The organism is Bartonella tribocorum CIP 105476 (genome assembly GCF_000196435.1).
Lineage (GTDB): Bacteria > Pseudomonadota > Alphaproteobacteria > Rhizobiales > Rhizobiaceae > Bartonella > Bartonella tribocorum.
Genome location: NC_010161.1, coordinates 2441048 through 2454733 on the forward strand (window position 1 = coordinate 2441048; position 13686 = coordinate 2454733).

A 13686-nucleotide genomic window follows, 5' to 3' on the forward strand; every position below is an offset into this window, starting at 1 on the left:
TGTAGTTCATTATCACAATAAGAGATACTCTCAAGTAAAACGAATTTTCGCTTGGTATAAATGTTTTTTAAATTTTTTTTTGCAACTAGAAAAATATATAAAACAAGTAACTTCAACAGAGCTCCAAAGATCATCATTGCTTAAAAGTCGTATTTTTTTATATCATTCCAATAATATTGGTTTGCGTAGTCTGCCCTATTTTATATCACACGTTGATCTTATTCCTTGGATATTCACATACACTGGAAATCTTCTCAGAAAAGAAAAAAATAACTACAAGGAATATTTTAAGCTAAATAATTCCATTTTGAAAATTTATAGAATCAAGGGACAGCGACAAAAAGCACCGAACAAAATTGGCGTTTATATCAATAAAATTCTTCATAATAAGGTGTATTGCTAATGATTTTTTCAGATTTCACAATGTTTGCTGCGGCATACATATCCAATACCCCTCATTTAGCATTTTCAGCTCTCATCGAACAAGGCGCACGGGATAATGTTGATATAACAAGCAATAATGATAAATTATTCGGTCAATTATCTCCACTTAGAGAAGAAACTGCAATAACTGAGCAGCTCAAACAAAATAAACATAATTTTGACGCAATCTTTGAGCAAATTGATGTTGAAAATATGAAATGGTTTTCTTTTTTTGGGGCATTTGGCTTTTGCAGAGATCTTGCAGATGTACAAAGTGCTTTAGCTTGCTGTTACAAACAAAAAGTATCAAAGTGTGTTTTTGAAAAAGCGGCATTACAATCTGCGTTAAGTTTTTATAACACAAAAGGCTTAAACAGTGGTGCCGATACACAAACGATTACTTCATATATTGGAGTAAAAGCTGCTGCACAAGAAGATAAAAACTTGCAAGATCCTGTAAGGCTAAAGAAAGAAGAACCAGAACAAGTAACTAAAGTAGATTCTCTTCCTCTTTCTTCAGAGGAATTAGAAGATGCGTTTGGGCATAAAGAAAGTAGCAGCCGTGATGCTTTTGCTGCGGAAGGTTCTTCTTCATCGACCGAGCAGCTAAGCGGTAATTGATATTTTCACGAATGAAAACTAGAATTTTGATAGGATGATATTAATGAAAGCTAGATAAGAAAATATTAAAGCTCTAATTAGTAAGATTGGACAAAATCTCTTCTAATTGAGGGCAGAAAAATGAAAATGATAGAACAAAACAGCGTTGATATAGCATTTAGTCAGAGAGCAGCACGTGAAATTACAATTGTGATGCGCTCAGAAAGAGAGTGGTATTTTACGTTTGTTGCCGATGATCCGGTCACCGGAAAACCAGATAAATATACACTTCTTACACAAAGAGGGAAGTTGAGGACTTGGGCTGACCCGAAATATCTCTTTAAATTTCTTCGTGAAAGAGGTGTTATTTGTGGAGTTTTTAATCTTCGTCAGGATGAAAAATATGAAAAAATCAAATACCCTTCAAACAATAGTTCATAATAAAACTATTCCAATATCTGCAGCTTTAACTGTATTCTTTATGGATAATTTTGCATATGCTAACCCGACAACCTTGATAAATGCAAAGAAGGCTTTAGACGGTTTAAAGGGCGATTTAAAAATTATCATCCCTATTGCCGCCGGTGTTATACTTTTATGTCTAGCAATTGCTTATGCAGGGCGCTACATTGAAAAAAGTACGTTCATACGATGGGCAGTTGGCGTTGTTGTCGCTGGTTCAGCACACGAACTTGCTACACTGTTATTTACTCGATCTTAATTGTGACAATCATGTAATAAATACAATTTATAAAAAGAAGCAAAATTTATTCGTTAATTATAAGTAAAATAATAGCCGTTTCATTTATACTGAAGATATATAATATGAAATACTATTTAGAAGCTTAATAAGAGTGAAATATGAAACAATTAAATATTCTTCAAACAATAGTTCGTAAAAAAAATACTCCAATCTCTGCAGCTTTAACTGTATTCTTTATGAATAATTCTGCATATGCTAATGACCCGAAAACTTTGACAAATGCAAAGAAGGCTTTAGAGGGCTTAAAGGGCGATTTAGAAAAACTTATCCCTATTGCCGCTGGTGTTATACTTTTATGTCTAGCAATTGCTTATGCGGGGCGATACATCGAAAAATCTACATTCATACGATGGGCAGTCGGGGTTGTTATCGCTGGTTCAGCATCCCAACTTGCTACACTGTTATTTACTGGAGCTTAATTGTGGCAATCATTTAGTAAGTACAATTTATAAAAAGCAAAATTTATCCATTAATTATAAGTAAAATAATAGCCGTTTCATTTATATTGAATATATACAATATGAAATGTTATTTAGAAGCTTAACAAGAGTAGATTATGAAACAATTAGATATTCTTCAAACAATAGTTCGTAAAAAAAACACTTCAATCTCTACAGCTTTAACTGTATTCTTTATGAATAATTCCGCATATGCCCAACCGAGGTATTTGACAAATGCAAATAACGCTTTAGAGCGCTTAAAGGGCGATTTAAACATTATTATCCCTATTGCCGCCGGTGTTATACTTTTATGTCTAGCAATTGCTTATGCGGGGAGATACATCGAAAAAAGTACGTTCATACGATGGGCAGTTGGCGTTGTTGTAGCTGGTTCAGCATCCCAACTTGCTACACTGTTATTTAATCGAGTTTAATTGTGGCAATCATGTAATAAATACAATTTATAAAAAGAGGCAAAATTTATTTGTTAATTATAAGTAAAATAATAACCGTTTCATTTATACTGAAGATATATAATATGAAATACTATTTAGAAGCTTAATAAGAGTGAAATATGAAAAAATCAAATACCCTTCAAACAATAGTTCATAATAAAACTATTCCAATATCTGCAGCTTTAACTGTATTCTTTATGAATAATTCTGCATATGCTAGTAACCCGACAACTCTGACAAATGCAAAGACAGCTTTAGACGGCTTGAAAAGTGACTTAGAAAAACTTATCCCTATTGCCGCTGGTGTTATACTTTTATGTCTAGCAATTGCTTATGCGGGGCGATACATCGAAAAATCTACATTCATACGATGGGCAGTCGGGGTTGTTATCGCTGGTTCAGCATCCCAACTTGCTACACTGTTATTTACTAGATCTTAATTGTGGCAATCATGTAATAAATACAATTTATACATTAATTATGAGTAAACCAATAGCCGTTTCATTTATACTGAAGATATATAATATGAAATACTATTTAGAAGCTTAATAAGAGTGAAATATGAAAAAATCAAATACCCTTCAAACAATAGTTCGTAATAAAATTATTGTGTCTTCTGCAGCTTTAACTGTATTCTTTATGAATAATTCTGCATATGCCCAAGTGACGCATTTGACAAATGCAAAAACGGCTTTAGAGGGCTTAAAGGGCGATTTAAAAATTATCATCCCTATTGCCGCTGGTGTTATACTTTTATGTCTAGCAATTGCTTATGCAGGGCGCTACATCGAAAAAAGTACGTTCATACGATGGGCAGTTGGTGTTGTTGTCGCAGGTTCAGCACACGAACTTGCTCAACTGTTATTTACTCGGTAATTGTGACAATCATTTAGTAAGTACAATTTACAAAAAGCAAAATTTATCCATTAATTATAAGTAAACTAATAGCCATTTCATTTATACTGAAGATATACAATATGAAATGTCATTTAGAAGCCTAATAAGAGTGAAATATGAAAAAATCAAATACCCTTCAAACCATAGTTCATAATAAAACTATTCCAATATCTGCAGCTTTAACTGTATTCTTTATGAATAATTCTGCGTATGCTACTGAGCCAACAACTTTGAAAAATGCAAAGAAGGCTTTAGATGGTTTAAAAGATGATTTAAACAAACTTATCCCTATTGCCGCTGGTGTTATACTTTTATGTCTAGCAATTGCTTATGCAGGGCGCTACATCGAAAAAGGTACGTTCATACGATGGGCAGTTGGCGTTGTTATTGCTGGTTCAGCATTCCAACTTGCTACACTGTTATTTTCAGGTAAATAATCACGAGTCTGTATAATACATAATGTTTTAAACATCTGTTGATCATAGGTATATACCAACAATAGTTTCGCTCATACTGCAAAAAAGGAATATTATTTATAGCAACTTTAATTAAAATGGGGATAAAAGATATGAAGCAATTAAATACATTTCAAAGAAAAATATACAACAAGTTTAGTGTTATTTTTATCACTTCAATGATGTTGTTAATAACTCGATTTTCTTATGCTCAAACGGAAACAAAGAGCATAGATGTTTTTATTGGTGTGCAATATGGATTGAGTGTACTTGTTCCTATCGTTGCTATCATCGTTTTTTTGTTTCTTTTGCTTATTTATATATTTCGCATCATTGCAAAAGCTACGTTTATACGATGGGCGTTTAGCGTTATTATTGCTGGTGCAGCCTTCTATATTAGTCACATATTATTTCACCTCCAGTGATGAGAGCATTCCATGAAATCAAAAGAACAAAGAGATTTTCCCTTATTCAAGGGGGCAACACGTGTTCCAACGATATGGGGGGTACCCATGATGCCGCTTATCGTTATGGTTATGGGGGTAGCTATTGTTGCTATGATGATAAATATCTTTTTGTGGATTATAGCGCCACCCTTATGGTTCATTATGGTGCAAATTACTAAAAATGATGATAAAGCATTTCGTATCTGGTGGTTATGGATTGATACTAAATTTCGCAATCGCAATAAAGGTTTTTGGGGCGCATCAAGTTATAGCCCCTCTGATTATAGTAAAAGGAGATAAACATGACAGCTGTTGAAAGCAGCAAACGTCTCGCATCAGAGACACCTGTAAGCCTGTTCCTCCCTTATTCACATCATATTACAGATACGATTATCTCTACTAAGAATGCGGAATATTTGTCAATTTGGAAAATTGATGGACGTTCGCATCAAAGCGCTTCGGAAGAGGATATTTTTCAATGGACAAAAGAGCTTAATAATACTCTACGGGGTCTTGCATCAGCCAATTTATCATTTTGGACGCATATCGTGCGCCGCCGTGTTTATGAATATCCTGATTCAGCATTTGATCAAATGTTTTGCTATCAGCTTGATGAGAAATATCGGCAAAGCTTTGCTGGTTATAATTTGATGGTCAATGATTTGTATCTGACTGTCATTTTCCAACCGATAGCGGATAAAATTATGTCGTTCTTTTCTAAACATGAGCGTGAGACGCTTGATCAAAAAAAGATGCGACAAGATTCATGTATTAAAGAACTCAACGACGTCAATCGTACTTTGGGTCAATCCCTAAAGCGTTATGGTGCAGAACTTCTTGGTGCTTATGAAAAAAATGGGCATGTTTATTCTTCTGCACTTGAATTCCTTGGAATGCTTGTCAATGGTGAATATCGGCCTATGCCCATTTGTCATGACCGTTTTGCTGACTATATGTCTATCAATCGACCCTTTTTTTCAAAATGGGGTGCTCTTGGTGAACTGCGCACAACCAGTGGAATACGTCGATTTGGGATGTTAGAAATTAAAGAATACGACGCAACGACCAGACCTGGACAGTTGAATGTTTTGCTGGAAAGTGACTTTGAATTCATATTGACGCAGAGCTTTTCGGTTCTCTCTCGCCATGCTGCTAAAGACTATTTGCAGCGGCATCAGCGTAATCTTATTGATGCACGTGATGTGGCAACAAGCCAAATTGCACAAATTGACGAAGCACTAAATCAGCTTATCAGTGGACATTTTGTTATGGGGGAACATCATTGTACATTGAACATATATGGTGATACAATTCAACAAGTCCGCGACTATATGGCCAAAGCAAGTGCAGCATTATTAGATATTGGGGTATTGCCCAAACCTGTAGATTTAGCGATAGAAGCTGGCTATTGGGCGCAACTTCCTGGGAATTGGAAATGGAGACCACGTCCTGCTCCGATTACATCACTGAATTTTTTATCATTTTCATCTTTCCATAATTTTATGTCCGGAAAGCCTACTGGAAATCCATGGGGACCAGCAGTTACTATCCTTAAAACAACCAGTAAAACACCGCTTTATTTCAATTTTCATGCTTCCAAACTTGAAGAAGATTCAACTGACAAGCGGTTACTTGGTAATACCGCGCTTATTGGACAGTCTGGATCTGGTAAAACTGTATTGCTCGGCTTTTTATTAGCACAGGCACAAAAATTTAAGCCAACGACGGTTGTTTTTGATAAAGATCGTGGTATGGAAATTGCCATTCGAGCGATGGGTGGGAGGTATTTAACATTCAAAGCAGGTAGATCAAGTGGTTTTAATCCATTTCAACTTCCTCCTACACAAGAAAATCTGATTTTTCTGAAACAATTTGTTAAAAAATTGGCAGAAGCTGGTGGTGAAGTCACGCATCATGACGAGGAAGAAATTAACAAAGCTGTTATGTCTGTTATGAGCAGTAACATTGACCCGTCGCTGCGTCGTTTGTCTTTTCTGATACAATTTTTACCAAATCCGCGTTCAAATGATTATAATGCCCACCCATCTGTTCACGCTCGCTTACTCAAATGGTGCGAAGGCAATGATTATGGGTGGTTATTTGATAATCCTCGTGATGCTCTTGATCTATCAACCCATCAAATTTACGGCTTTGATATCACAGAATTCTTAGATAATTTGGAAACGCGTACACCAGTGATGATGTATCTGCTTTACCGTACAGAAGGTATGATTAGCGGACAGCGATTTATGTATATTTTTGATGAGTTTTGGAAGCCGTTACAAGATCCGTACTTTGAAGATTTAGCGAAAAATAAGCAAAAGACTATCCGTAAACAAAATGGTATTTTTGTTTATGCAACACAAGAGCCTAGCGATGCTCTGGAGAGTAATATTGCCAAAACACTCATTCAACAATGTGCGACTTATATTTTTCTCGCCAACCCCAAAGCGAATTATGAAGATTATACAAAAGGCTTTAAACTAACAGATACTGAATTTGAACTCGTTAAAGGACTTGGTGAATTTAGTCGCCAATTCCTTATTAAGCAGGGTGATCAATCTGCGCTTGCAGAGCTGAATCTCGGTAAGTTCCATGTAACAAGCGATGGAAAAACTATCGAGCATGACTTTAGTGATGAACTCTTGGTGTTATCAGGTACACCTGACAACGCAGAATTAGCCGAAAGCATTATCGCAGAAGTTGGCGATGATCCAGCAATATGGTTACCAATTTTTTTACAGCATGCAAAAAATGACAGGAGGGAAACATGAAGAAACAGGTCATTTCGATAGCAGTAGCAATAACTTTAGGGGTTTTGAATCCAGCAAAAGCTTTTATAGTTGGAGGGGTCCCAGATTCATCTTCATTGTATAAATTTTTTGGAGGTTCATATTCAAACGCACCAGAGCCTGAAGTTACTATACCAAAAAAGAAAGTACACCCAGTTACCCCACTTCTCGATATACTTAGAAAACAACTTGAACAAACAAAAAAAATTCATGATTCTATAACGGGAAATCAGAAATTCGATACTGAAAAACTCAAAATGAATCAAACAGATAACACCAGTTTTTTTCTCAAAAATCCAGAAACACTCTATAATAAAAATACTTATTCAACTCTATCTTCATCACTTAAAAATATTTTAAAAGAAGAAGAAATTCCCGCCTCTATCCATGAATCTAGCGATTTCATCAACAAGCGTATCCAATATGCCGCCATCACGGATAAAGCTGTGAGTTTAAAGACTTTTCAAGAAGCAAGCAATCGTTTTCAGCAAATTGAAGAACTATTGAACGAAATCAAGACAACAAAAGATCTAAAAAGTATGGCCGAGTTACAAGCACATATCATTGGAATGCTTGCTAAACTACAAAATGAAACAGCAAAACTACAAATGGTTACACATTTACGCAACGCTGAATATACACTTATCAAACAGCAGAAAGATAGACATAACATAAGAATTCTGAATAGTAAAAATACAAAAATGCCTACTATAAAATTTATTCGATAGAGCTTTTTATAATAATATTTTGTGTACTATTTTTCTTGGCTGCTCGTAAAAAACAAAAGTAAATCATAATACTCAGTTCTCTCATAGACTGAGAAGGTCTATGAAATTTAATTCCATCCTAAAAAATTCAACGAAAAATGTTAAAAACTCATATAAAAAATTGAAAATTCGTTAAAGAGGAATGCCATGAACTTCACTATGTTCGCGCAACTTTCCAATCAAATTAATCAGATAACACAAACATATGTCACGGGTATTTCCTCAAAAGCGATTGCTACAATTACACCTTTCGTTTCAATTGGAATCACCATCGCTTTCATCATCTATGGATGGCTCATCATTCGGGGCGCTATCGATATGCCACTCTCCGGATTCGTAAACCGTTTCCTGCGAATAAGCATTATTACTTCAATAGCTCTCACCTCAGGACTTTATCAAAGTGAAATTGCAAATTTGATAACGCAAATGCCCTATGAGTTCTCAAAAGCGCTCATAGCAAATCCACTCACTGATACACAATTAATGAATTTACTTGACAAAGCAGCAACCAAAGGATTCCAATATGCAGGTCGTCTTTTCCAGGAAACCGTCTTCTTCGAGGCCAATGGATTGCTTTACAGCCTCTTAGGTATCCTTATCTTGCTGGCAACAAGTTCCGTCGTGGCAATCGGCGGTGGTCTCGTTATACTGACAAAAATCGCCATTACACTGCTCGTAGGATTGGGCCCTATCTTCATCATTGCTTTGCTCTGGCAACCAACCTATCGCTTTTTTCAGCAATGGTTAATCCAAGTCGTAAATTATGTAATCCTCTTTCTACTCTTAGCGACTGTCTTTAATCTGATGATGAATATCTTTGCAAACTATTTGAGTGATATGAAACTCGATTACAACCAGAATGTAGCAGCCATGTTTGGGGGAGCGCTCATCTTGTCCATTATATCCATCATGCTGTTACTCAAACTATCAAGCATGGCCCATTCTCTCGCAAAAGGCATAGCATTTGGACATCTATGGAGACATAGAAACTAGAGAATGTAGAAAGAAATGATTCTCGTAACAGAAACTTTAAATCCATAGGACAAAATAACTAAAATAGCCAAGCCTACAATGAAAAATATTTGCACTAAAATTGAATTATTTTCATCAATTAAAATACGAAATTAAGAAAAGATAAATTATCACAAATTATATGCTTTACTTTATTATTAAAATTATAATAATGATAAGAAATGCTGGGCTTTTAATTGTCAAAAAGAGGAGTGTTAAGGTAAAGTCGGTTGTTTTTATAATTTTGATTGCAAATCTTTTATCGGCTTGTGCATTAGCACCAAAGCTAAAACAACCTAATGATAGAAACCGTGTGCCTATTAATAAAACAATCCCTGCCGAAATCAAGCGAGGAGACAGATGAAAAAGCAATTTATTATAATAGGAGTGATTAGCCTTTTGGAAATGATGAATTTGGCGCATGCAAATAACGCAGGTTTTCATAATAGAGATACTTATGATAGAACTCAAGGAAGGTTAATGGAAGGAGGTAAATATCGGAAATATCCTGGCTTGTCGGATTCAACACACAATAGAGATGTTACTATAACTAAACGTCCTAATAGACCAAGAGTTAAAAAAAAGCCAGCACCACCTAAAAGGTCACGACCTGCTCATCCACCACAACCTACTCCATTGCCACAACCTACTCCATTGCCACAACCTGCTCAACCGCCACAACCTGCTCTATCAAAAGAATATTCGGAAATCCTTCAGCTTTTAAAAAAAGGGGAAATTATTGAGCTCTTAAAAAAACAGCTTGACTCGAAAAGACAACAACTTTCACAAGTAGAAAAAGCTTATCAGGCTATAACAAAGAGTCAGAAAACAAACCCAAAGCAAATAGACTTTTCTAGTTTTTTTCTTAAAGAGCCAGAATTTCTCTATAAAGATAGTAAGCTTTCAAGGCAATCATATCAAGAGGTCTTGGAGGAAGAAAACAAAGTTTCTGGGAATTTTGATCAAATCAGCAAAGCTATTTTTGGGCGTTTACAATCTGTATCGGTTCAAGATAAAGCTGTGAGTTTGGAAAGTTTTGAAAACGTAAAAAGTCGTTTTCAATACCTCAGAGGACTACTCGATGAGCTTCAAACAAAAGAAAAACTGAAAGACATTGCAGACCTTCAAGCACATATCGATGGTACATTAGCTATGATCCAAAATGAATTTATAAAAATGGAAATGGTAGCGTATTTACATGACGCTGAGCAATCACTTATCAAAAGGAAAAGACGCGAACTTGATATGATGTTTTTTGACCATGAAAAAAACCAGATGCCGATCATACGGTGAACACAAAAGCCGATGTATAAGGTTTAGTATTAACTCCACAATTCAAAGAAACGCAGAGATTTTATCAAAGTCAAGATATCGTGGTGAAAATGCTTAGGGAATGTATAAATGCAAATGAAGCATTTAGCATGTGTCTATGTTCTCATGTGATGAAAAATTGAAAATTCATTAAAGAGGAATGCCATGAACTTCACTATGTTCACGCAACTTTTCAATAAAATTAATCAGATAACACAAACATATGTCACGGGTATTTCCTCAAAAGCGATTGCTACAATTACACCTTTCGTTTCAATTGGAATCACCATCGCTTTCATTATCTATGGATGGCTTATCATTCGGGGCGCTATCGATATGCCACTCTCCGGATTCGTAAACCGTTTCCTGCGAATAAGCATTATTACTTCAATAGCTCTCACCTCAGGACTTTATCAAAGTGAAATTGCAAATTTGATAACGCAAATGCCCTATGAGTTCTCAAAAGCGCTCATGACAAATCCACTCACTGATACACAATTAATGAATTTACTTGACAAAGCAGCAACCAAAGGATTCCAATATGCAGGTCGTCTTTTCCAGGAAACCGTCTTCTTCGAGGCCAACGGATTGCTTTACAGCCTCTTAGGTATCCTTATCTTGCTGGCAACAAGTTCCGTCGTGGCAATCGGCGGTGGTCTCGTTATACTGACAAAAATCGCCATTACACTGCTCGTAGGATTGGGCCCTATCTTCATCATTGCTTTGCTCTGGCAACCAACCTATCGCTTTTTTCAGCAATGGTTAATCCAAGTCGTAAATTATATAATCCTCTTTCTACTCTTAGCGACTGTCTTTAATCTGATGATGAATATCTTTGCAAACTATTTGAGTGATATGGGACTCGATTACAACCAGAATGTAGCAGCCATGTTTGGGGGAGCGCTCATCTTGTCCATTATATCCATCATGCTGTTACTCAAACTATCAAGCATGGCCCATTCTCTCGCAAAAGGCATAGCATTTGGACATCTATGGAGACATAGAAACTAGAGAATGTAGAAAGAAATGATTCTCGTAACAGAAACTTTAAATCCATAGGACAAAATAACTAAAATAGCCAAGCCTACAATGAAAAATATTTGCACTAAAATTGAATTATTTTCGTCAATTAAAATACGAAATTAAGAAAAGATAAATTATCACAAATTATATGCTTTACTTTATTATTAAAATTATAATAATGATAAGAAATGCTGGGCTTTTTAATTGTCAAAAAGAGGAGTGTTAAAGTGAAGTCGGTTGTTTTTATAATTTTGATTGCAAATCTTTTATCGGCTTGTGCATTAGCACCAAAGCTAAAACAACCTAATGATAGAAACCGTGTGCCTATTAATAAAACAATCCCTGCCGAAATCAAGCGAGGAGACAGATGAAAAAGCAATTTATTATAGTAGGGGTGATTATTTTGGAAGGAATGCTGAATTTAATTCCAGCAAATGCAAATGCAACCGTAACTTTCGAATCCTCATCATCCTCACAAACACCCGTAGGCTCAACATCTTCTCTACCGACACAATCTGTTCCATCAGAAAAATATCTGGAAATTATTGCGTTGTTAAAAAAAGACCTTGAGTTGAAAAAAGAACAACTTTCACAAATAGAAAATGCCTATCAGGCTATAACAAAGGATCAAAAAACCACCCCGAGACAAATAGACTTTTCTAATTTTTTTCTTAAAGAGCCAGGATTGCTCTACAAAGATAGTAAGCTTTCAGGAAAGTCATATCAAGACGTCTTGAATAGTGAAAACAGAAATTCTCAGCTTTTTGATCCACTCGGTAAAATGCTTTTTGCGCGTTTACAATTTATATCGGTTATGGATAAAGCTATAACTTTAAAAACTTTTCAAAACGTAGAAAATCGTTTTCAATACCTCAAAAAATTATTCGATGAACTTCAAACAAAAGAAAAACTAAAAGACATTGCAGACCTTCAAGCACATATCGATGGTACATTAGCTATGATCCAAAATGAATCTATAAAGATGCAAATGGTAGCGTATTTACGTAAAGCTGAGCAATCACTTATCAAAAGGAAAAGACGCGAACTTGATATGAAATTTTTTAACCATGAAAAAAACCAGATGCCGATCATACGGTGAACACAAAAGCCGATGTATAAGGTTTAGTATTAACTCCACAATTCAAAGAAACACAGAGATTTTATCAAAGCCAAGATAATAGGAGCGAAAATGCTTAGGGAATGTATAAATGCAAATGAAGCATTTAGCATGTGTCTATGTTCTCATGTGATGAAAAATTGAAAATTCATTAAAGAGGAATGCCATGAACTTCACTATGTTCACGCAACTTTTCAATAAAATTAATCAGATAACACAAACATATGTCACGGATATTTCCTCAAAAGCGATTGCTACAATTACACCTTTCGTTTCAATTGGAATCACCATCGCTTTCATCATCTATGGATGGCTTATCATTCGGGGCGCTATCGATATGCCACTCTCCGGATTCGTAAACCGTTTCCTGCGAATAAGCATTATTACTTCAATAGCTCTCACCTCAGGACTTTATCAAAGTGAAATTGCAAATTTGATAACGCAAATGCCCTATGAGTTCTCAAAAGCGCTCATGACAAATCCACTCACTGATACACAATTAATGAATTTACTTGACAAAGCAGCAACCAAAGGATTCCAATATGCAGGTCGTCTTTTCCAGGAAACCGTCTTCTTCGAGGCCAACGGATTGCTTTACAGCCTCTTAGGTATCCTTATCTTGCTGGCAACAAGTTCCGTCGTGGCAATCGGCGGTGGTCTCGTTATACTGACAAAAATCGCCATTACACTGCTCGTAGGATTGGGCCCTATCTTCATCATTGCTTTGCTCTGGCAACCAACCTATCGCTTTTTTCAGCAATGGTTAATCCAAGTCGTAAATTATGTAATCCTCTTTCTACTCTTAGCGACTGTCTTTAATCTGATGATGAATATCTTTGCAAACTATTTGAGTGATATGGGACTCGATTACAACCAGAATGTAGCAGCCATGTTTGGGGGAGCGCTCATCTTGTCCATTATATCCATCATGCTGTTACTCAAACTATCAAGCATGGCCCATTCTCTCGCAAAAGGCATAGCATTTGGACATCTATGGAGACATAGAAACTAGAGAATGTAGAAAGAAATGATTCTCGTAACAGAAACTTTAAATCCATAGGACAAAATAACTAAAATAGCCAAGCCTACAATGAAAAATATTTGCACTAAAATTGAATTATTTTCATCAATTAAAACATGAAATTAAGAAAAGATAAATTATCACAAATTATATGCTTTACTTTAT

The 13686-nt window shown here is 35.6% G+C and carries 19 protein-coding genes; all 19 read left to right on the top strand.

Features of this window, described 5'->3' with window-relative positions:
* Positions 1 to 402: 402 nt before the first annotated feature.
* The 19 genes from BTR_RS11030 to BTR_RS11120 all read left to right on the top strand — a co-directional run bounded on the left by BTR_RS11030 (position 403) and on the right by BTR_RS11120 (position 13512).
* Positions 403 to 1044, top strand: coding sequence for a lysozyme family protein (locus BTR_RS11030; protein ID WP_012232512.1), 642 nt, complete (start codon positions 403 to 405; stop codon positions 1042 to 1044).
* Positions 1045 to 1164: 120 nt separating this feature from the next.
* Entirely contained in the window at positions 1165 to 1464 is a 300-nt protein-coding gene (gene korA, locus BTR_RS11035; protein WP_012232513.1) for a KorA family transcriptional regulator, read from the top strand.
* Positions 1427 to 1744, top strand: a complete 318-nt coding sequence (gene trwL, locus BTR_RS11040; protein ID WP_012232514.1) for a VirB2 family type IV secretion system major pilin TrwL — start codon at positions 1427 to 1429, stop codon at positions 1742 to 1744. Before korA ends, trwL (BTR_RS11040) begins: the two co-directional genes overlap by 38 nt.
* A 140-nt stretch (positions 1745 to 1884) precedes the next feature.
* Positions 1885 to 2205: a VirB2 family type IV secretion system major pilin TrwL gene (trwL, locus tag BTR_RS11045; RefSeq protein WP_012232515.1), complete on the top strand. Its 321-nt coding sequence runs from the start codon at positions 1885 to 1887 to the stop codon at positions 2203 to 2205.
* Between the two features lie 137 nt (positions 2206 to 2342).
* Positions 2343 to 2660 (top strand): VirB2 family type IV secretion system major pilin TrwL, encoded by a 318-nt coding sequence (gene trwL, locus BTR_RS11050; RefSeq protein WP_012232516.1) that lies wholly within the window; start codon positions 2343 to 2345, stop codon positions 2658 to 2660.
* A gap of 140 nt (positions 2661 to 2800) precedes the next feature.
* On the top strand, positions 2801 to 3121 hold the full coding sequence (gene trwL / locus BTR_RS11055; protein WP_012232517.1) for a VirB2 family type IV secretion system major pilin TrwL: 321 nt from the start codon (positions 2801 to 2803) through the stop codon (positions 3119 to 3121).
* Between the two features lie 121 nt (positions 3122 to 3242).
* Positions 3243 to 3557: a VirB2 family type IV secretion system major pilin TrwL gene (gene trwL, locus BTR_RS11060; RefSeq protein WP_012232518.1), complete on the top strand. Its 315-nt coding sequence runs from the start codon at positions 3243 to 3245 to the stop codon at positions 3555 to 3557.
* Between the two features lie 137 nt (positions 3558 to 3694).
* Complete coding sequence (gene trwL, locus BTR_RS11065) at positions 3695 to 4015, top strand: VirB2 family type IV secretion system major pilin TrwL (protein WP_012232519.1); 321 nt, start codon at positions 3695 to 3697, stop codon at positions 4013 to 4015.
* Positions 4016 to 4146: 131 nt separating this feature from the next.
* Positions 4147 to 4458 (top strand): hypothetical protein, encoded by a 312-nt coding sequence (locus BTR_RS13625; RefSeq protein WP_012232520.1) that lies wholly within the window; start codon positions 4147 to 4149, stop codon positions 4456 to 4458.
* A 12-nt stretch (positions 4459 to 4470) separates the two neighbouring features.
* Positions 4471 to 4779: a VirB3 family type IV secretion system protein gene (locus tag BTR_RS11075; RefSeq protein WP_012232521.1), complete on the top strand. Its 309-nt coding sequence runs from the start codon at positions 4471 to 4473 to the stop codon at positions 4777 to 4779.
* Positions 4780 to 4781: 2 nt separating this feature from the next.
* Positions 4782 to 7253, top strand: coding sequence for a VirB4 family type IV secretion/conjugal transfer ATPase (locus tag BTR_RS11080; RefSeq protein WP_012232522.1), 2472 nt, complete (start codon positions 4782 to 4784; stop codon positions 7251 to 7253).
* The gene (locus tag BTR_RS11085; protein ID WP_012232523.1) at positions 7250 to 7999 is read left to right on the top strand and encodes a TrbJ/VirB5 family protein; all 750 of its coding nucleotides are present in this window, start codon (positions 7250 to 7252) and stop codon (positions 7997 to 7999) included. The genes BTR_RS11080 and BTR_RS11085 overlap by 4 nt, the downstream gene beginning before the upstream one ends.
* Before the next feature lie 186 nt (positions 8000 to 8185).
* A complete protein-coding gene (locus tag BTR_RS11090; RefSeq protein WP_012232524.1) occupies positions 8186 to 9031 on the top strand; it encodes a TrbL/VirB6 family protein in 846 nt (281 codons plus the stop codon).
* 256 nt (positions 9032 to 9287) lie between these two features.
* On the top strand, positions 9288 to 9413 hold the full coding sequence (locus BTR_RS11095; RefSeq protein ID WP_375607609.1) for a TrwH protein: 126 nt from the start codon (positions 9288 to 9290) through the stop codon (positions 9411 to 9413).
* Positions 9410 to 10342 carry a TrbJ/VirB5 family protein gene (locus BTR_RS11100; RefSeq protein WP_012232526.1) on the top strand — a complete coding sequence of 311 codons (933 nt, stop codon included), beginning with the start codon at positions 9410 to 9412 and terminating at the stop codon, positions 10340 to 10342. The genes BTR_RS11095 and BTR_RS11100 overlap by 4 nt, the downstream gene beginning before the upstream one ends.
* Before the next feature lie 183 nt (positions 10343 to 10525).
* The gene (locus BTR_RS11105; RefSeq protein ID WP_012232527.1) at positions 10526 to 11371 is read left to right on the top strand and encodes a TrbL/VirB6 family protein; all 846 of its coding nucleotides are present in this window, start codon (positions 10526 to 10528) and stop codon (positions 11369 to 11371) included.
* A 239-nt stretch (positions 11372 to 11610) separates the two neighbouring features.
* On the top strand, positions 11611 to 11754 hold the full coding sequence (locus BTR_RS11110; protein ID WP_012232528.1) for a hypothetical protein: 144 nt from the start codon (positions 11611 to 11613) through the stop codon (positions 11752 to 11754).
* Positions 11751 to 12482: a TrbJ/VirB5 family protein gene (locus tag BTR_RS11115; protein ID WP_012232529.1), complete on the top strand. Its 732-nt coding sequence runs from the start codon at positions 11751 to 11753 to the stop codon at positions 12480 to 12482. The genes BTR_RS11110 and BTR_RS11115 overlap by 4 nt, the downstream gene beginning before the upstream one ends.
* 184 nt (positions 12483 to 12666) lie before the next feature.
* Positions 12667 to 13512 carry a TrbL/VirB6 family protein gene (locus BTR_RS11120; protein ID WP_012232530.1) on the top strand — a complete coding sequence of 282 codons (846 nt, stop codon included), beginning with the start codon at positions 12667 to 12669 and terminating at the stop codon, positions 13510 to 13512.
* The last annotated feature ends 174 nt before the right edge of the window (positions 13513 to 13686 follow it).